This is a genomic window from Bryocella sp., assembly GCF_058498515.1.
The window spans coordinates 43,894-62,999 of the sequence record NZ_JBMHYI010000030.1; the positions used below are offsets into that span (position 1 = coordinate 43,894).

Sequence of the window (19,106 nt, forward strand, 5' to 3'; positions counted from 1 at the left end):
TAGCCGAGCCCGATGTAGGGAGCGAGAAAGACTTCTGCCGCGGCACCTCAGGTTGCCGCGGTCCCTCAACGGCGCTACCTGCCAGTCGGCGCCTTCGTAACCGGTGCAGGAGCCGCCGGCGCTGCCGGCTTCGGCTCCACATAAGGCGCCGGAGGCGTCACACCCTCCGCCCGCAGCGCGTCGTCGATCACCTGGAAGATGAACTCCACCGGCACTGCGCCATCCACCTTGTCGCCGTTGATGAACAGCGACGGTGTGGCCTCAATGCCCAGGCTCGTGCCCAGCTTCTGCGAAGCCGCAATCGCCGTCGTGTCGTTCTTCTTGATGCACGCATCGACCTTGGCCTCATCGACCTTCTGCGTCTTGGCCTGCTCACGCGCCAGCGTGTCGAGCTGCTCGGTCGCGCGCGGCAGCGTCTTCTCCGCTTTCGCATCCTTAGGGTCCGCACCCAGATCCGAGGCATGCGCGTGGATATAGTCCACCATGTTCCAGTAGCCCGGTGTCGACTGCTCGGCCATACAGTTCACATCCAGCGCCGCATGCATCGCCCACGGATGCTGCTCCAACGGAAAGTCCTTGTACACAAACCGGACCTTGTCGCCATAGCGCTGCGTGATCAGCGGGAACAGCGCCGCGTGCAGATGCGCGCAGTACGGGCACTCCAGGTCGTCGAAGCCCACGATGATCACCGGAGCCTTCTCGTCGCCACCACGAGCAGGACGTCCAGCCGAGCTCAGCATCTCCCGAGGATTCGTCGGCAGCGTGTACTTCGTAAACTGCGCCAGCGTCGCACCATCGTTCGAGACCAGGAACGTGATCGGCCGCGAGGCCTTCCCATCCGACTCAAACGTGATGTTCACCGTCGAGAACCCCGGAACCTCCGAAGCCACCGGCGTACTGATGTGAATGGTCGACATCGGTGGCAGCTGCGCCTTCTGCCGCAGCAACACCTCTACGCGCCGCGACTCCTCCAGCGACAACGGAGTTCCCGGCTTGATGACAGTGCCCGTCACCGCAGGAGTCTGCGCATGGCAGCCCAAGGTAGCAAGCGTGGCGGCGAAAAGGAGCGAGGGAAGGCAGCGGGACAGCACGCTTTCATTATCGCAGCAGGACAGTGGGCGGAGAAGCAGAACAGCAGAGGAGCAGAACAGCAGAACAGTCCCCCCGGCCGCCGACTAGGCGGTGGGCGAGTCCCCGTCGGCCTTAGGTTTCTCCGGATCCTCAAGTGTGTGCATGAAGGCGACGAGCATTCGTCCAACTTCTGCCGACAGGCTCTCGACGACTAGTCGGAGATCGACAGCCCCGAAACCCAACTCCTGAGCGATCGTCAGCTGTGTCTGCAGCTCCATGTTGGAACCACGTGACATCGCGAGGAACGACTTGAAATCGCGGCGAGTCTGCCGTCCCCAACCCTCCGCAATGTTGCTCGCGATGGACACGCCTGGGCGCCGCATCTGCGCGCTCAGTCCGTAGGTTTCTTCGCGCGGAAATCCAGCGGTAAGCCTGTACACCGCAACGCTCAGCTGCACAGAGCGCTGCCAGACGGTAAGCTCCTTGAAACTCTTCGCCATCCTTCGCTTTCCAGCTCTGCGTCGCGAACGATCCGGCCCCAGTCCAACTGTTCTACTGTTCTACTGTTCTACTGTTCTACTGTTCTACTGTTCTGCTGTTCTGCTGTTCTGCTGTTCTGCTGTTCTGCTAGTACTCCCGCGGGTACACCCGCGACATCCGATCATGCCAGGCCAGCCGTTCTCCGTCCACGGCCATCCACAGGATGCCCATGCCCAGCGGCGCCGCGGCCAGCAGCATCGCTCCCAGACGCCGGCGCATAGCGTTCCGCGTCGGGTTGTCGTCGGTGAAGGTGCACAGCGCCAGCCGGGCCACGCGCATGCCTGGCGTCGCCTCGCTGAAGCTGAAGAACAGCATCTCGTACAGCGCAAAAATTGCAGCCAGCGCAATGGCTCCGGTCACGCCGAGCGTCGCCAGCTTCGTCCCATTCAGCACCTGCGGTGCAATCTTTACAAACACCGTCGCGAACGCCACAAAACCCAGCGCCACCAGCGTGCCATCCACTGCCATCGACATCGCGCGCCGCTCCAGCGACGCCGCATGCACCGGTACGGGGATGTACACCTCAGCCGGCATCATCGCCATATCGGCCAGCGGGTCCTCGATGCGCAGCACTGGCTCATCGAGCACCATGCCGTGCCACTCCGCCGTCGACGAAGTCTCCACCTCCGGCTCGGAGCTCACCAGCTCCGCCTCGACCTCGAAGATCCGCAGTTGCGGCTCGGGCTCGCCTTCCTCGCGCAGCGGACCCTCGGCCAGCCGCGGACGCACCTTGCGCGGCGCCACAATCAGCCGCGGAAACTCGATCAGGTTGCCGGGAATCGGCGTCAGCTCCAGCGAGTGCCCGTCGAACGCCTCGGAGTGCCGGAACGCCAGCTCCGCGTCCAGCGCCTCGAGCTCATGCTCGGCTGCCTCGGGCGCAAAGCCATCCGCCGCACCGCCCGAGTTCACCCTGCGGGCATTCGCCGGCTCGGGGACCGCAAGCTCGCCCGCCAGCTGCACCCGCAGCGTGGGAGGTTCAACGGGAACCGCCGCCGTAAAAAGGTCTTCCGCTTCGAAGAACGACGGCGTAAACGGTTCGGCCTTCCGCTCAGCGGGCGGCCGCCCTGCCGGTTCATTCGCAAACTGAATCCCCGGTGCTGCCTGCGCCGTCTCCACCCGCTGTGCCTCAACCTGCCGTTCCACCAGCCGCGGCTGCGGGGCGGCATCCGCGCGGTACTGCTCCAGCTCGGTCAGCAACTGCCGCTGCGCGTCGGCGATCGCCCGCGCATTGCGGGCCGCGACCTCGGCCTCGGCCTGTGCGCGCTCCAGCGCCTTCTCGGACTCCTGCGCCAGGAACTCGTGGTAGCTCACGCTCTGCTCATAGCGCGCGGCAACCGCCTCGCGCACGCGCGACGCTGCTCCGCGGCCGCCATGCTTCTCGCGGCGGGCCCGGGCGCGCTCTTCGGCCTCGGCCTCCTGCGCCTGCACGGCGGCCCGGCGATGGCGATGCTCCGCCAGCCGCTCCGCGGCGAACTGCTTCAGGGCCAGCGAGCCCTGGGTCGGCGCCGTGTGGCCCGTCCCGCTCATGCTGACGTCCTGTATCTCCTGTTGTGCTGCGGCCTCATGCATGGCTGCGTCTTCACTCCTGGCCCAAAATCTTCGAGCTTCGATGGGGCATATTCCGGCTTTGCCGCTTTGCCGTTCCGCCGCCGAATCCGGCTGCCGCAACGAACCCGAGGTGAAATCGTCTAATCTCAACTCGTGGACGGTTTCGCCTCACCTGCAGCTTCCAACTCACACGTCTCGCGCCGTGCCCGCATGGTCCTTTGGCGAATAGCCCTTTGGTTCATAACTACCACCCAGCTTCCGGCAATGCATCCTCAACTGCTGGCACAGGGCGTAACCGCCAAGGCACCCCCCGCCGATACAACCCAGTTAACCCCTGTGGATGCAGCCGCGCCGCTTCCCGATGCCCCGGACCCCACGACGGACGTCCTGCAGCGCATCCCCGTCGCCCAGCCGCTGCCCGACAAGCACCCGCCCGACAAGGCCATTATCGAAAGCGACAACCCGCAATCCCTGCGCGGTGATGTTTATTCGGCCTCCGGCAACGTCGTCCTCACCTACCAGGACCACATCCTGCACGCCGACTCCATCCGCTACAACCGCGCCACGGGAGAGGTCGAGTTCGAGGGCCACGCCAAGCTCACCGGCGGCGACAACGACGAGTACATCGAAGCCTCCCGTGGCGCCTACAACATGCGCTCTGGCACGGGCCAGTTTTACGATGTGCACGGCTCCGTCGGACTCGAGGATCGCCTGGCCCGCAACACCAATCCGCGCGCCGCGCAGCCTGCGTCGACCACCGGCGCCATCGTGGGAACTCCTGTCGGCCCAGCCTCCCGCACCACCTATGCCAACGCGAATCCGTTCCTCTTCGAGGGCCGGCTCGTCATCAAGACCGGTCCCGAAGACTACACCGTTTACGACGGCTCGGTGACCAGTTGTCTTCTGCCTCGTCCGGACTGGCAGATCTTCGCCCGCAAGATCACTATGGCGGACGGCAAGGCGCACGCCGCCGGCTCCACCTTCAAGCTGCTCGGCATCCCAATGCTCTTTCTGCCCTACGTCACGCATCCGGTCGACACCGAGCAGCGCCAGAGCGGCATCCTGATCCCCGAGCTCAGCTTCTCCAAGGGCACCGCAACCGCCGGTTCCAAGGGCCTCACCATCGGCGAACAGGGCTACCTCGCCATGGGCCGCTCCGCCGACCTCACCCTGGGGCTGCTCTTCTACTCCGACCGCGGCTTCAGCGAGAACGGAACGTTCCGCCTCCGCGGCCTGGGCAACAACTTCGCCACCGCCCACTTCTCCGCTCTGGAGGATCGCGGGTTCCACTACCAGGCCGCCACGCTCTCCGGACAGCTCATCACCCTCTACGCCAATCAAGGCGGTGAGGACGTCACGACGGCCTTCCGCTATGACTTCACTCCCAAGACCCGGCTGGTCGGCGACGTGGAGTACCTGAGTTCCTACATCTACCGCGAGGCGTTCACCGAGAACTTCAACCAGGCCGTCAGCTCGGACATCAACTCCGTCGTCTTCGTCACTCAGGAGACCAACGGATATGCGCTCTCCGCCCGCTTCGATCGCTACGAGGGGCTCAAGGTGGTTCCCACCTACCGCACCGCCGGCCAGGAGGTGAAGATCTTCCATGCGCCCTCCTTTGATTTTGATTCTGTGGATCGCGCAATCCCCGCAACACCCTTCAAGTGGAATGTCTCTACCTCGGTCGCAGGGCTCAAGCGCGTGCAGCCGAACTTCGTCAGCTCGGGCATCACCGAGCGCTTCGACCTCCGCCCCGAGGTCTCTCTCCCGCTGCACTTCGATGGCTTCAACGTGAATGCCTCGATCGCCGCACGCGAGACCGTCTACTCGCGCTCGCGGCGCGTTCCGTACGGTGGTCCCAACCCTGCCAACACCCCGCCTTTCGAGCTCCGGGATCCGGTCAACCGCGCCGACGTCGAGTTCAACATCGACCTCCGTCCACCGGTCATCGCGCGCGACTTCAAGGTTCCCGCGAAGCTCCAGAACTTCCTGGGTGACGAAGTCCGCCACACCGTCGAATCGCACCTCACCTACCGCGATGTGAAGGGTGTCGATAACTTCCTCGCCATCCTGCGCTTCGACGACACGGACCTGGTCAGCGATACGAATGAGCTGGAGTATGGCGTGGTGCAGCACCTCTACTTCAAGCCGCACCCCAAGGCCGCGAAGCTCCCCGAAGGCTGTTCCGCTGCTCCTGCCCTCAAGGCCGATCCCGACGCGGAAGCTGAGCACCCTGAGTCGCAGGAAGATCCCGACCAGCAGCCTTCCATCGATGCCAACGGCATCCCCAACGCCTTCGCCACCGCGCCGGATATCCCCACCCGCACCCACAAGCGCCATGCCGGGCCCTGCGATCAGCCCAGGCCCGTCGTTGCCCAGCGGGAATGGTTCAGCTGGGAGCTGAAGCAGAAGCTGTTCTTCGATCAGACTTTCGGAAACGCGGTCATCAATCAGCGCCGCAACATCTTCGAGTCCACTCTCAACCTGTCCGGCATCGCCTTCCTCACCGAGCCACGCGGTATCTCACCCCTCATCTCACGCATGCGCCTCCGCAGTTCCGGGCACACCGACATCGAATACGACTTCGACTATGACACCGGCGCCTCGCGCTTCACCAGCCAGAACCTCTTCCTCGACGTGCATGAATCGAAGTGGTTCGGCGGAGCCTCCTACGCTCGCCTCAACGCTCCCGGCCGCTTCTTCACCGAGGTGGTCAACCAGACCACCAACACGGCCACGGGCCTCACCAGCTCGCAGGTCTCGAACTTTAACCAGCTCCGTCTACTGGGCGGCTTCGGCACCCCCACCCGCCCCGGCCTGGCGATGGCCGCAGGGGCCGGCATGGACCTCAGCACCAACTCCGTCCAGTACCTCACCGTGCAGGCCAGCTACAACTGGAACTGCTGCGGTCTCTCCGTCGAGTACCGCAAGTACAACCTCGGCAACGTCCGCGACGAGGGTACGGAGAGCTTCAACTTCACGCTCGCCAACATCGGCTCGGCCGGCAACATGCGCCGCGCCCAGTCCCTCTTCTAGGGCTACTCCGCCGGCGGCATCTTCGCTCCCGCGCGAATCCACGCCGTCACCGCCGCAATCTCCGCATCCGAAAGCTTCGACTTCGGCGGCATCGGCCCCGGAGGATCGGACTTCTGCTCGTGCCGGATCAGCGTGATCAGCAGCGAGCTCTCCGGGTGCCCCGGGATCACATCCGCGCCCCGCTTGCCCCCGCGCAGAATCGCCTCTGCCGAGTCCAGCCGCAGATCGCCCTTGTGGTTCATGCTGGCGTGGCAGCGATAGCAGTTCTCGCGCAGGATCGGCTGCACCACCTGGGTGTAGTACGCGGGCGAATCTACCGGCGGCGGTGGTCCCGGTTTCGTACACCCCGTGGCTGCCAGCGCCAGCCCCGCCGCCGGCCAGAACAGCGCCGCGACCGTGTGACGCCCGGAATTACCGGGGTTTTGTCGTACTTTTGTCTCCTCCCTGGTTGGGGGATAGGAGCGGCCCCGCAGGGCTTGTAGGCTTTTCAGTAGAGTTCGCATACGTCCGCTCCCTCCACTGTAAGCAATGACTCGCCCCCGGGTCGGCGCCCAGCCCTGGACCCGGAACGGGCGCGGTCCCGTCTCAACCCTGCAATCCGTCCCTCCGCCGCCTCACCCTGGCGCGACTCGGGGCCGATACCGGGGTTGAAGCGGGGAAGAACCCGGCACGATACTCCCAACGAAAGATGTTGCAGGGTAGGCTGAAGAGGCTCTGGTGGGTCTCCGTGGCCGCCCCTACAATCGGGTCACGCAATGAAGAAGTATCCTGGCCTTTCTGCCGTGATGCGCCACACGCTGCGGCATCTGCCTGCCTTCCTGCTCGGCGTTGCTGCCGTCGCGGCTCCTGGCGCGGCCTCCGCGCGGCGTCCGGACCACTCGACGCACGCTCGCCGCTCCGAAGCCCCCGAGCGCCCCGACTTCAGCCGCACCTCGTCTGCCGCCAAGTCTCAGCGGAAGCACGCCCCCAACGCCGGATCTAGCTCCAGCGCCAGGGGTAACGAGCACAAGGCCCACGAAGGCCAGGGCAACTCCAGGCCCTCCGCCAAGTCTCCCCACCAGGGCTCCCCGCGCCGCAAGCACCAGATCCAGCCCGACGACGACTACGAACCCATCACGATGAAGCGCGTCCGCAACGACCGCAATGCGCCGTCGAAGGCCACCGAGCGCCACCACCTCGCCGAGCGTGAGCCTGCTCCCATGACCCGCGGCGCGGCAGACCGTGCTCGCGAGCGCTCCGAGCGCGTTGCAATCGCGGCAGCAGAAGTTCGTGAACCCCGTGAGACTCCCCGCCGCGTCGAAGCCAAGCCCACTCGTGAGCCGGAGCACGCCACCGTCGCCGCCAGCCTCCCCCTCAGCACCAACGACTTCCTCCGCGCAGCCCACGGTGAGTCCAACCCTGAGGCCAATCCCACCGAGCACGTTCCGGAGCGCACCACCCTCCGCCTGCTGCACTCTGGCGCTCCCTACGCCTCCGGAGTCGCCCACCCCTCCGACGCTCCGGTGACCATCACCGCCGCCCCGTCGGCTCCCAGCTATATCGACGAGCGCCAGGTCGCCGAGGCCCAACGCGTCGCCATTGGCGTCGCCCTTCGCCCCTCGGTCAGCCCTGCTGCCAGCTCCCAGGCGATCACTGCCGCCGCGACCCAGCAGTCTCAGCCGCGCATCGCCGCCTCCTCGTTGCCCGCCGCGCCGCCCACCGCGCTTCTGCCTGAGCCGCGCATCGCCACCTACCCGCAGCAGGCCGCCATCACCACCGCCTCCGTCAGCGCCCCGCCCTCCGAGCGTTCCTACATCGCCGCCCGCACCATCGCTGACTTGGACGCCGCCCGCGCCCCCGAAGACGTCGTCCGCGCCACCGCGCTCGGCCCGCTCACTCATCAGGAGATGGCCTCCGCCGCCGTTGCACCTTCGCTGCCCGGCCTCTACTCGCGTGACGGCCACATGATCATGCCCGCGCCCCTCAAGGGCTCGCATGAGGTCCTCCTCCACCAGAACGAGATGGCCGACGCCGCCGGCCTCACTCGCATCCGCAACGACCGCGACCTCGACCAGCTCCGCGAGCAGCACCGCCTCGTCGACTTTCCCGAGAGCGACGGCCTCCGCGTCAACCCCGAGCTCCCCGAGCGCCGCCGCTGCGCCCGTCCCTGGACGGTCGCCTTCGCCGCCCAGATGGCCCGCGCCTACTACAACGAGTTCCACGAGCCCTTCACCATCAGCTCGGCCGTCCGCACCATGGCCTTCCAGGCCCGGCTGCAGCGCGTGAATGGCAACGCCGCCGCCACCCGCGGCGAGGCAGCCTCGCCTCACCTCACCGGCCAGGCCTTCGACATCGGCAAGACCGGCCTCACCCGCGACGAGATCGCCTGGCTCCGCAACTACCTCGCGCCCATCATCGACTCCGGCAAGATCGACGTCGAGGAAGAGTTCCAACAGGCCTGCTTCCACATCAGCGTCTACCCCGGCGCAACCGCACATCGCCGCACCCAGCTCGCCGAGATGCGGTAACAACCCAAACGGGGATTGACCACTGGCCTCTGCTCGGGGATTCGCGCAAAGATCGCCAGGCCCGCCACAAATACCGCCGCGTAACTCTGCGTCCTTCGCGTACTCCGCGTTCGCAGTTTCCCCCGCACAAATAAGAACGGCTGCCTGAGGGCAGCTGTCTCTCGTTCTGGCAATAAGCGTTACTTCTTCGGCGAAGGCACCTTCGCGCCCTTCTTCCGAGCCTCACTCAGCCCAATCGCAATCGCCTGCTTCGGGTTGGTAACCTTCTTGCCGCTGCCGCCGCTCTTCAGCTTGCCCTGCTTCATCTCCCGCATCTCTGTCTCCACCTGCTTGCCTGCCGCTGGAGAGTACTTGCGCGAGCTCTTCTTCACAGCCTTCTTGGTGGCCTTCTTCGCAACGCTCTTCGTTGCTGCTTTCTTCGTAGCCTTCTTCACCGACTTCTTGACCGCCTTCTTGCTCGCGGCCTTCTTCACTGCCTTCTTCGTTGCCATTCTGGGTGTTACCTCCCACCACAGTAGGAGCGCATCGCTATCGCCCGCGTTGTACCGGGTGCCGATCCAAGAACCGTCGCGACTTCACTGCCAGGTACACACCCGCACCAATCGCCGCACCGAAGAAGAGCCACGTCTTGATCAGCGCCGACCGATCGCGCTGCCGATCCAGCGCTCCACTCTTCCACGCCGCATACGTAGCGTTCAAATCATCCGCCAGTCCGGGAATCGTGATTGCGCTGAAGTGTCCAGCAGCATCCGGAGCAGCAGGCAATGACCCGAAGATCCGCTCCGGCTCTGAATACTTCGCTTCGCGGTCCTTCGGTACCTCACGCATCGTCGCGTTGAACTCCGCATCGCGCTTGTCGGTGAAGAACGTATCGTCCGCCGTGTTGGGGAACAGCGTCACCTTGCCCGTCAGCTTCTTCTCAACGGCCGACACCACGTCCTGGCACACGCCAAACGCGAAGTAGCCACCGAACGGAATCTTCCCATGCACCTCATGCAGGTGCGTGTACGCCACCGTCGCCACACTCGCCAGCCGTGTCACCTCGATAGCCTGTGCGCCCGTATACGTATGCGCTGCACGCTTCAATACCCACGCCTGGTCCAGCGTATCCATCACCCGCCACTCCGCCTTGCCATCCACGCCGAAGTACCAGCTCACATCCGCATTGATTTTCGGTCCGCGAATCTTCCACTCCAGCTCCGCATGACTCACCGGCACCAGCAGGTGCCGTCCCTGCGCGTTCGGCACCTCAATGCCGCTATCGATCCAGAACGGAGCCATCACGTCCTGACTCTTGTAGTGCATGTGCGCAAAGTTCGCGAAGTACCGGGCATCGATGACGCTGACCTCGAGCCCCGCATCCTGCAGCGCCTTCAACAGCTCCTGCGGTGTGGTCGCGTGCTTGCCGAAGACGCTCACCGTCGCAACTGACGCGCCCTCGATCCCATTCGCCGCCAGCCGATTCAGCACATACGCCAGCCGCTCGCTCTCCGCGTGCTCCGGTGCGAACTCATTCGGCCCATCGCCGCGCGTCACGCCATGCCCCAGGTCCGTGATCTGACCCTCAAGCGTGAACCCCTTCAGCGTCGAAGGCTCATCCAGCGAAATCGTCTGTTCTTTATCGAGCGCATACTCGCCCACATCCAGCCACGACCGGTTCGCCGCCGCCTCGGGCGAAGCACCTGGCTTCACCGAGCTATCCTTCTCCAGCATGGCGTCCTTGCCCGCCACATGCCCCACCACGCGCACCGTCGGCGTGATGCGGTGCATCGTCCATCCCGGGAAGCGATCAAGCCCGCTCCAGTCCTGCCCCAGCAGCCGCTTGCGCAGCTCGTCGATCAGCTCCGGCGTCATCAGCACCGGCCCATGCTTGCCCTCCGCATTCTTCTCCGGAGCTAGCGAAGCGATCAGCTGCTCGTTGAATGTCGGCTCCGCACGCATCATCTGCGAAAGCAGGATGGCGTTCGCCGGCATCGGCTCTTCAGGCGGCGTGTACGAGCGCGTGCGGCAGCCCAGCAGGCTCGCCACAGCACCCAGCCCCACGCCCAGGATGGACATCGTCTTCCTCCACTGCATGAACGCCATTAGAACCTATCCGGCACCGTTCACGTTACCTCCCACATCAGAGAACAGGACCTCGCCCCTGTTCCCCTCGCAACCTCACACCTGTACAGCGTCGCCTGCTTCTGGGGCTCCACGGCCGCCTTCAATCAACCACGAACCGGTGCCCCATATCTCGAAGAGATGTGGGTTCGCAGGATGTATATGTTCCAGTTCATCCTTTAGCTCTGAAACAAAAACGCCACCCGCTTCGGGCTCTCCTTCGCCCACTGGGTAGTCGAGATCCAAGCCGCCGCCAGCACCAGCGCTCCACCCGCAGTCATCAGCGCAAAAATCGGATGCGTCGCCTGCGCCAGATCCGTATGCTGCGCCCGGCTCACACTCACCACCGTGCCTGCAACCGCCACGCCCAGCGCCGCGCCCACTTGTCTTCCCGTCGACGCAATCGCCGCCGCCACACCCGCCTGCGACAACGGCATCCCCGCCACCGCTGAGTTCGAGATCGCCGGGTTCGACATCCCCAGCCCCACGCCAAACAACGTGTACGCCACCATCAGCAGTGCCATCGGTGTCGTCGCTGAAAGCTCACCCAGCAGCAGCGTCGCGGTAACGAAACCCACGCCCGCAATCACCAGCGAAGGCACCGGCCCGCGCTTCGCCACCAGCCGCCCCGACAACGGTGCGGAGATCATCATCGCCAGCGCCAGGGGCAGTGTAGAGAAGCCCGTCCGCAGCGGTGACAGCCCCCGCATCTGCTCGAGATACAGCGCGTTCAGAAACAGAAATCCCGAGAAGCAGCCAAACGAAGTCAGCGCCAGCACCGTCGCGATAGAGAAGGGAACACTGCGGAAGAACTGCAGGTTCAGCAGCGGCTCGCTGCGTCGCGACTCAACGAGGAGGAACAACACAAACAGCACCGCCGAAGCCCCAAACAGCCCCAGGATCACCGGCGATCCCCACCCTCGCTGCGGTCCATCGATGATCGCGTACATCACCATGCCCAGCGTCAGGAAGATCAGCACCTGCCCCGGAGGGTCCGGCCGCCGCGCCTTCGCCGCCTTGCTCTCCGGCACGTAGATCGCCGTCAGCACCACGGCGATCGCGCCCAATGGGACGTTGATGTGGAAGATCGTCCGCCAGCCCACCGTCTGCGTCAGAAACCCACCCAGCATCGGGCCAATCGCCAGCGACGCTCCCGCCACCGCGCCCCAGATCCCCACGGCCCGCGCCCGATCCCCCGGCTCCGGAAACACATTCGCAATGATCGACAGCGCGACCGGGTTCATCATCGACGCACCCAACCCCTGGATCGCGCGGAAGATGATCAGCCACTCAATCGTAGGAGCCGTGCCGCATAGCAGCGACCCCGCAATGAACCCCACCATGCCGATCAGGAAGATCCGCCGCCGCCCGAACCGGTCGCTCATCGCGCCCGAAAACATCAGCAGGCTCGCCAGCACCAGCGTGTACGCATCGATCACCCACTGCAGCTGCGCCACGCTCGCATGCAGGTCACGCTGAATCGCCGGCAGCGCCACGTTCACGATCGTCACATCCATGCTGAGCAGCAGCACGCTCATGCAGCAGATCGCAAGGACCGCGTTTGGATGGGTAGCTTTTTTCGTTTGGGTCGTAGTCACCACAAGTTGGATTCGATGCACGCCACGAGGATGCAGCAACCCACCGCACCATCACGCAGAAGCAATCTCAACCGGACAAGAACAGCTTCGCGAGGCAATAAACCTCATACCTGCCTCCCTCAAACCTCATAGCTCTACAGAAAAGCCCTTCGCCAATAAGCACTATGGAACTCAAGGCTTACGACAACCGGGCGCCCTACGCGTCCAGCTTCTTCACCACCAGCTCATTCAGCAGCGCTGGGTTCGCCTGTCCCTTGCTGGCCTTCATCACCTGGCCCACAAAGAACGCGCTCACCGTCCGCTTGCCGCCCTTGAACTGCGCCACCTGGTTCGGGTTCGCCGCGATCACCTCATCGATCATCGCTTCCAGCGCCGAGGTGTCCGTGATCTGCTGCGGCTTGTCGCGGTCGTAGATGTACGCAAAGTCGCGACCCTCTTCAAAGCAGCTGTCCAGCAGTTGCTTCAGCTGCTTGGAGCTGATCGCCCCACCTTCGGTGAGATCCGCCGCCAGCACCAGCCCATCCAGCGATACCGGCGACTTCGCCAGCTCGATCTCCCCCGCACGCAGCCGCATCGTGATCTCGCTCAGCAGGATCGACGCCACGCGCTTCGGGCTCTTCGCCTTGGCCGCAGCCTCCTGGAAGAAGTCTCCCAGCTCGCGATCCGTCGTCAGCGTGGCTGCATCCTGCGCGCTCAGGCCATACTCGTTCGCAAGCCGCGCTCGACGCGCCTCCGGAAGCTCCGGCATCGCGCTCAAAATCTGCTTCTGCCACTCCGTTCCCACCACCAGCGCCGGCAGGTCCGGCTCCGGGAAGTACCGATAGTCATGCGCCTGTTCCTTGCTGCGCATCGAGTACGTGCGGCCCTCGGCGTTGTTCCACAGCCGCGACTCCTGCACCACCCGCCCGCCGTCCTCAATCACATTGATCTGACGCTCAATCTCGTACTCCACCGCCGACCGAATGTACCGGAACGAATTGACGTTCTTCACCTCGGCTTTGGTGCCGAATGCCTTCGCGCCATGCTGCTCCCAGTCGGACTTCAGCATCACCGACACATTGGCATCGCAGCGCAGCGAACCCTCTTCCATGTTGCAGTCGCTCACGCCCGTGTACAGCAGGATCTCCTTGAGCTTCGTCAGGTACTCGAAGACCTCATCCGCCGTGCGCAGGTCGGGCTCGCTCACGATCTCGCACAGCGGCGTCCCGCAGCGATTCAAATCGATGTACGTCCGCGTGCCAGAGTCCGGAAAGCCATCATGCAGGCTCTTGCCCGCATCCTCTTCCATGTGCAGCCGCGTGATGCCAATAGCCTTGGTGATCGCATTGCCCGCCTCATCGAACGCGGGCACATGCAGTACACCGTTCTCCGCAATCGGCTTGTCGAACTGCGAGATCTGGTAGCCCTTCGGCGAGTCCGGATAGAAGTAGTTCTTGCGCGAAAACACGCTCGTCTCGCGGATCGTGCAACCGATCGCCTTCGACGCGAGCACCGCGAACTCCACCGCCTGCCGGTTCAACACCGGCAGCGCGCCAGGCAGCCCCAGGCAGGTCGGGCAAACATGCGTATTCGGCTCGCCGCCGTACTCGTTCTTGCAGCCACAGAAGGCCTTCGTCTTCGTCAGCAGCTGAACATGAACCTCAAGCCCGATGACGGGCATGTACTTGGCGCGAACTTCAGGCGAAAGACCAGCAGCAGCAGGCATGGTGCAAGTTTATCAACCTTCGCCAGCTTCCTCCTTGTTGGCCGAAGGCGAATCCAGCAGCGAGATGCTTTTGATCTTCGCTTCTTTCGTCAGCAGCACACCGGGGCCAATGACCGGCGTCTTGGTTCCGTCCTGGGTGACCCACTGCGCCTGCTGGATATAGAGGGAGCCATCATCCGCGGAGTCCGACCAGTAGGCCAGCACTCCGATCACGCTGCGGTCGTCCTCCAGTTCCACCTGGACGGCCTGGTCGGTCGCTGCCTCTCCCTCGAAGATGTCATTCCAGACGGAGCGGCGCGTCGTTCGAGTTGTAAGTCCAACCCTCCGCAGCAGCTGGTTCCCATCTTTATTGATGTACACCACCGCAGCCACTGCCACCAGCAGCGTTACGCCCAGCAGGATGACCAGGCTCTTCGGGTACCAGTTGATGGTGGGGTTCGCTGTGTTCGCGCCGATCAGGACAAAGGGCAGCTTTCCCCGGCTGATGGCCGAGTAACCACCGTAGATCAGCACGCTGTACAGCGCCGCTTCAATCACCTTGTCGAAGTCAGTCTGCGCGCCGCGTACGGCCAGCATCTGCACGACATAAGCCGCGGCAAAGCCCGGCAGCAGGATCAACAGCACCTGCAGGGCAAGCAGCGAGGTCGGCATCCTACCGCTCGGTCACTCGCGGCACAGCCTGCTGAGGCGGCTCAGGGGCCATCGGCCTGCTCGGAGGAATGCGGACGGGCTCAGGGAGTGTTTTGCGAATCGGGCGTCCATCGGGTCCGCGCGTTACCTTGGCGTATGGCATCGTCTCGCCCTCCTGGTTCGACTATACGCTCCGCTGTAACGGCCAATCGCGCGCCAGTTGCTATCCTGATATCTGCATGATTCTTCCCTTCGTCCGCGAACTCATGGCGGACCTGGAGAGCTCCGCCGCCTTCGAGCGTGTGCGCCGCCATCTCGCGGGCGGCACGGGGCGGCGACGTGTGTCCGGACTCACCGCCACGGCTCGCTCTCTCTATCTCCCCTACTTCGTTCGCGCAGCCAATGACGCACCCGCGCTCGTCCTCGTCGCCGACAACAAGGCGGCTGAGGCCCTGCATGCCAACGTCCTTGCTGCCTGCGAGCTCACCGGAGCCCTCAAGTCCGACGAAGTCCTGCGCCTCCCCGCGCACGACGTCCTGCCCTTCGAAAATCTCTCGCCCCACGGCGAGATCCAGGAGCAGCGCGCCGCCACGCTCTGGAAGATCGCCACCGGCACCGCCCGTCTCGTCATCGCGCCCATGGAAGCCGCCTGCATGCGGCTCTTCCAGCGCGACTACTACGCCGCCCTCGCGCTGCGCCTGGCCAAAGGCGAAGAGCACCTGCCCGAGATGCTGGTCGAGCACCTCCTGTCGGTGGGGTATACGCGAGTCGACGTCGTCGAGATGCCCGGCCAGGTCACCATCCGCGGCGGCATCGTCGACGTCTACGGCCCGGAGCCCAGCGGTTTGGATTTCGCCCGCCCCGTGCGCGTGACGTTCTTCGGCGATGAGATCGAGTCCATCCGCCGCTTCGATCCCGAGTCCCAGCGCTCCAGCTCGCACATCGAAGAAGTCCTGCTGCTCCCGCTCACCGAGACACCCGCAACCGAGAAGCTCCTCCGCGCCATCAACGCCCGCCTCGTCCGCGGAGGCAAAGCCGGCGCCGACCTCGAAGGCGGCGAGACGCCACGCGAACTCGAAACCACCGTCGGCAACGACTGGCGCGAAGCCACCATCTTCCCCGGCTGGGAGTTCTACGCCCCCGTCGCCGGCGCCAAGTCCTCGCTCCTCGAGCTCATGGGCAAGACCACCCGCGTCTTCGTCGAAGAGCCCGCCATGGTCACCAACCAGGGCGAGCGCTGGTGGAACAAGGTCGAGCAGCGCCACGACCGCTCCGGCATCGGCTCGCTCGTCGGACCTGGCGATCTCTACATCTCGCCCTGGGAGCTTGAAGACCAGCTCCGCTTCTACGCTGGTTGCGACCTCGACCAACTCGGCGCGGTCGACATCCTCGAAGGCGACTCCTCCAACGCCTCCGAGATCGAGTTCGCCACGCGCCCCACGATGCGCTTCCACGGCTCCATCCCTGCGTTCGTCGATCAACTCCGCGCGCTCATGGAGTCCGAAGCAAGAATCCTCGTCGCCGCGCCCAACCAGGGCGAAGTCGAGCGCCTCGCCACGCTCCTGCAGGAGTACGGCGTCGCCTACCGCATCGGCTGGAGGCCGCAGCAGGGCCAGTCCACCACCATGGTCTCGGAGTCCAGCTACCTCGCCGGAGACCTGCGCACGCCCGTCATCGTCCGAGCCGCCGTAGCCAACGGCGTGCAGGTCCTCGACCTCGACCAGCGCACCGCAAGACAGTTCATCGTCATCGGCGCCAACGACATCTCGGACGATGCCGACGTCCACGCGCGCCCCGTCCGCAAGTCCAAGACCTCGGCCTTCGTCTCCGACTTCCGCGACCTCGCCGTCGGCGACTACGTCGTCCATGTCGAGCACGGCATCTCCCGCTACGACGGCCTTCGCGTCCTCGATAACCCTGATGGCTCTCAGCTCGAGCTGATGATCCTCACCTTCGCCGAAGACGCGAAGCTCTACGTCCCTCTCACACGCCTGGACCTCATCCAGAAGTACCGCTCGACCGACACTGGCCCGGCCCCGCAGCTCAATCGCCTCGGCAGCCAGTCCTGGACCAAGACCAAGGCCCGCGTGAAGAAGGCCATGGAGGACATGGCCGAAGAGCTGCTCAAGCTCTACGCGCAACGTCACGCCGCCGTCGGCTACGCCTTCGCGCCCGACAACAACCTGCAGCGCGAGTTTGAAGACGCCTTCGACTACAACGAGACCGAAGACCAGCTCCGCGCCGTCGCCGACATCAAGGCCGACATGGAATCCACCCAGCCCATGGACCGCCTCCTCTGTGGCGACGTCGGCTACGGCAAGACCGAGGTCGCCATGCGCGCGGCCTTCAAGGCCGTGCAGGATGGCAAGCAGGTCGCCGTGCTCACGCCCACCACCGTGCTCTGCTTCCAGCACTTCGAAAGCTTCAAGCGCCGCTTCTCCAAATTCCCCGTCATCATCGAGATGCTCTCGCGCTTCCGCACCGCCAAGGAAAAGAAGGAAGTGATGGAGCGCGCCGCTGAGGGCAAGGTCGACATCCTCATCGGCACGCACGCGCTGCTTGGCCAGGGCCTCAAGTTCCAGGATCTCGGCCTGCTCGTCGTCGATGAAGAGCAGCGCTTCGGCGTCAAGCATAAAGAACGCCTCAAGCAGATGCGCGCGAGCATCGACGTGCTCGCCATGTCCGCGACGCCCATCCCGCGCACGCTGCACATGTCGCTGCTCGGCCTGCGCGATATGTCCGTCATCGAGACTCCGCCCAAGGACCGCATGGCCATCCAGACCATCGTGGCCAAGTTCGACGAGAAGCTCATCCGCACCGCCGTCGAAGTCGAGCTCGAGCGCCAGGGCCAGGTCTACTTCGTGCACAACCGCGTCGAGACCATCTACGAACTCGCCTCCAAGATCCGCGAGCTCGTCCCGCACGCCCGCGTCATCGTGGGCCACGGCCAGATGCCCGAAGCCGAGCTTGAGCGCGTCATGCTCGCCTTCATGAACGGCGAGTACGACGTGCTCTGCGCGACCAGCATCATCGAAAACGGCCTCGACATCGGCCGCGCCAACACCATCATCATCAACCGTGCGGATCGCCACGGCCTCTCGGAGCTCTATCAACTCCGAGGCCGCGTCGGCCGCAGCAATCGCCGCGCCTACGCCTATCTCCTCATCCCCGCCGAGCAGCAACTGACCGAGATAGCACGTCGCCGTCTCGCAGCGCTCAAAGAGTTTTCCGACCTCGGCGCCGGCTTCAAGATCGCCGCCCTCGATCTCGAACTCCGCGGCGCCGGCAACATGCTCGGAGGCGAGCAGTCCGGCCACATCGAAGCCATCGGCTTCGAGATGTACACCACCATGCTTGAGGAAGCCGTCTCGAAGCTCAAGGGCGAAGGCCACGAAGAGCGCCCCCAGGTCACCATCAACCTCGGCATCAGCGTTCGCATCGAGGACACCTACATCGAGGAAGAAAACCAGCGCCTCCGCATCTACAAGCTCATCGCCGGCGCAACCACCGAGCAGAACCTTACCGAGATTCGCGACGAGCTGGAAGACCGCTACGGCAAGCCCCCCGAAACCGTCCTCAACCTCCTCGTAGCCTCCGAGATCCGCCTCACCTGCGAACGCCTGGGCATCGCCCAGATCGAACGCAAACGTGTAGCCATCGAAGACAAGTCCGCGAAGCCGGCAACGAAGCCGGGTGGCTCACCATCACGTCCGGGTGGCCCATCCTTTGCGGCCTCATCGCAAAGGGTGGGGGCAGGACTGCCACCGCATCCCAGCACCTCACGTCCCTACGAACGCCAGTGGACCGCCGGCACCGCTCCCCGCCCGCAATACCCCCTCGCCGGACGCCACGGCCAGGCTCCACAGTCCGCTTCGCTCAACTTCTCTCCGCGCGCCGCGTTGAATCGCGCCACCACCGTACCCGACTCCAACGCCACCCGAGCCCTCCGCGAGACTGCGGCAGCCCGCCCCGCCAACGCTCCCCTCGCACAAGCCGGCAAGATGCAGGCTATGCGCGACATGCTCTACATCACCTTCTCCGATAAGCTCCACAACGCCCCCCAAGGTGGCGACAAAGGAGTCAACGTCGGCGCACTGATGAAGCTAGTCTCCCGCAGCTCCAAGCAAGGCGCCCAGCTCACACCGCAAGGAGTCCTCCGCTGGCCCCTCACCGGCCCCCAGGCCGACATAGTCCTGAAGGAAACCCGCGAACTCCTCGCCCAGCTCGGTACGCAGGCATAGTTCGCACCTGAACTCTCTCGCACGTTGCCCTTGTCGTTGCCTTTCTTGGTTGTCATCCTCGGAGAGGATCGGCTTCTGCTGCTGCAGTTGCCCTTGCTTTTCTGGCTTGTCATCCTCGGAGAGGATC

General features: G+C 64.6%; 12 protein-coding genes. 3 read left to right on the plus strand and 9 right to left on the minus strand.

The features are described 5' to 3' along the window. Nucleotides 1-74: 74 nt before the first annotated feature. The 3 genes from AC5E6W_RS08815 to AC5E6W_RS08825 all read right to left on the minus strand — a co-directional run bounded on the left by AC5E6W_RS08815 (nt 75) and on the right by AC5E6W_RS08825 (nt 3,180). The gene (locus AC5E6W_RS08815; protein WP_491751911.1) at nt 75-1,091 is read right to left on the minus strand and encodes a DsbA family protein; all 1,017 of its coding nucleotides are present in this window, start codon (nt 1,089-1,091) and stop codon (nt 75-77) included. 84 nt (nt 1,092-1,175) lie between these two features. Then, nucleotides 1,176-1,571 (minus strand): four helix bundle protein, encoded by a 396-nt coding sequence (locus AC5E6W_RS08820; RefSeq protein ID WP_491751912.1) that lies wholly within the window; start codon nt 1,569-1,571, stop codon nt 1,176-1,178. A gap of 127 nt (nt 1,572-1,698) precedes the next feature. Continuing rightward, complete coding sequence (locus AC5E6W_RS08825; protein ID WP_491751913.1) at nt 1,699-3,180, minus strand: RDD family protein; 1,482 nt, start codon at nt 3,178-3,180, stop codon at nt 1,699-1,701. Between the two features lie 243 nt (nt 3,181-3,423). Between AC5E6W_RS08825 and AC5E6W_RS08830 the strand changes: the two genes are divergently transcribed. After that, the gene (locus tag AC5E6W_RS08830; RefSeq protein WP_491751914.1) at nt 3,424-6,195 is read left to right on the plus strand and encodes an LPS-assembly protein LptD; all 2,772 of its coding nucleotides are present in this window, start codon (nt 3,424-3,426) and stop codon (nt 6,193-6,195) included. A 2-nt stretch (nt 6,196-6,197) separates the two neighbouring features. Here AC5E6W_RS08830 and AC5E6W_RS08835 read toward each other — a convergent pair whose 3' ends face one another. Beyond that, nucleotides 6,198-6,698: a c-type cytochrome domain-containing protein gene (locus AC5E6W_RS08835; protein ID WP_491751915.1), complete on the minus strand. Its 501-nt coding sequence runs from the start codon at nt 6,696-6,698 to the stop codon at nt 6,198-6,200. A 252-nt stretch (nt 6,699-6,950) separates the two neighbouring features. Here AC5E6W_RS08835 and AC5E6W_RS08840 point away from each other — a divergent pair, with 252 nt between their 5' ends. Beyond that, entirely contained in the window at nt 6,951-8,702 is a 1,752-nt protein-coding gene (locus tag AC5E6W_RS08840; RefSeq protein ID WP_491751916.1) for a DUF5715 family protein, read from the plus strand. 179 nt (nt 8,703-8,881) lie between these two features. On the opposite strand, the gene AC5E6W_RS08845 is transcribed toward AC5E6W_RS08840, so the two are convergent. The 5 genes from AC5E6W_RS08845 to AC5E6W_RS08865 all read right to left on the minus strand — a co-directional run bounded on the left by AC5E6W_RS08845 (nt 8,882) and on the right by AC5E6W_RS08865 (nt 14,759). After that, entirely contained in the window at nt 8,882-9,193 is a 312-nt protein-coding gene (locus AC5E6W_RS08845) for a DUF6496 domain-containing protein (protein ID WP_491751917.1), read from the minus strand. Nucleotides 9,194-9,230: 37 nt separating this feature from the next. Beyond that, on the minus strand, nt 9,231-10,787 hold the full coding sequence (locus AC5E6W_RS08850) for a hypothetical protein (protein WP_491751918.1): 1,557 nt from the start codon (nt 10,785-10,787) through the stop codon (nt 9,231-9,233). Nucleotides 10,788-10,984: 197 nt separating this feature from the next. Then, the gene (locus AC5E6W_RS08855) at nt 10,985-12,343 is read right to left on the minus strand and encodes an MFS transporter (RefSeq protein WP_491751919.1); all 1,359 of its coding nucleotides are present in this window, start codon (nt 12,341-12,343) and stop codon (nt 10,985-10,987) included. 256 nt (nt 12,344-12,599) lie between these two features. Beyond that, entirely contained in the window at nt 12,600-14,108 is a 1,509-nt protein-coding gene (gene gatB / locus AC5E6W_RS08860; RefSeq protein WP_491751920.1) for an Asp-tRNA(Asn)/Glu-tRNA(Gln) amidotransferase subunit GatB, read from the minus strand. A 12-nt stretch (nt 14,109-14,120) separates the two neighbouring features. Next, nucleotides 14,121-14,759 carry a DUF6338 family protein gene (locus AC5E6W_RS08865; RefSeq protein WP_491751921.1) on the minus strand — a complete coding sequence of 213 codons (639 nt, stop codon included), beginning with the start codon at nt 14,757-14,759 and terminating at the stop codon, nt 14,121-14,123. A gap of 218 nt (nt 14,760-14,977) precedes the next feature. Here AC5E6W_RS08865 and mfd point away from each other — a divergent pair, with 218 nt between their 5' ends. After that, nucleotides 14,978-18,979, plus strand: a complete 4,002-nt coding sequence (mfd, locus tag AC5E6W_RS08870) for a transcription-repair coupling factor (RefSeq protein WP_491751922.1) — start codon at nt 14,978-14,980, stop codon at nt 18,977-18,979. The last annotated feature ends 127 nt before the right edge of the window (nt 18,980-19,106 follow it).

Excerpts from the sequence above, each read along its gene's own strand:
- AC5E6W_RS08820 (WP_491751912.1), bottom strand. The coding sequence starts at position 1,571 with ATGGCGAAGAGTTTCAAGGAGCTTACCGTCTGGCAGCGCTCTGTGCAG.
- AC5E6W_RS08825 (WP_491751913.1), bottom strand. The coding sequence starts at position 3,180 with ATGCATGAGGCCGCAGCACAACAGGAGATACAGGACGTCAGCATGAGC.
- AC5E6W_RS08830 (WP_491751914.1), top strand. The coding sequence starts at position 3,424 with ATGCATCCTCAACTGCTGGCACAGGGCGTAACCGCCAAGGCACCCCCC.
- AC5E6W_RS08835 (WP_491751915.1), bottom strand. The coding sequence starts at position 6,698 with ATGCGAACTCTACTGAAAAGCCTACAAGCCCTGCGGGGCCGCTCCTAT.
- AC5E6W_RS08840 (WP_491751916.1), top strand. The coding sequence starts at position 6,951 with ATGAAGAAGTATCCTGGCCTTTCTGCCGTGATGCGCCACACGCTGCGG.
- AC5E6W_RS08845 (WP_491751917.1), bottom strand. The coding sequence starts at position 9,193 with ATGGCAACGAAGAAGGCAGTGAAGAAGGCCGCGAGCAAGAAGGCGGTC.
- AC5E6W_RS08850 (WP_491751918.1), bottom strand. The coding sequence starts at position 10,787 with ATGGCGTTCATGCAGTGGAGGAAGACGATGTCCATCCTGGGCGTGGGG.
- AC5E6W_RS08855 (WP_491751919.1), bottom strand. The coding sequence starts at position 12,343 with ATGAGCGTGCTGCTGCTCAGCATGGATGTGACGATCGTGAACGTGGCG.
- gatB (WP_491751920.1), bottom strand. The coding sequence starts at position 14,108 with ATGCCTGCTGCTGCTGGTCTTTCGCCTGAAGTTCGCGCCAAGTACATG.
- AC5E6W_RS08865 (WP_491751921.1), bottom strand. The coding sequence starts at position 14,759 with ATGCCGACCTCGCTGCTTGCCCTGCAGGTGCTGTTGATCCTGCTGCCG.
- mfd (WP_491751922.1), top strand. The coding sequence starts at position 14,978 with ATGATTCTTCCCTTCGTCCGCGAACTCATGGCGGACCTGGAGAGCTCC.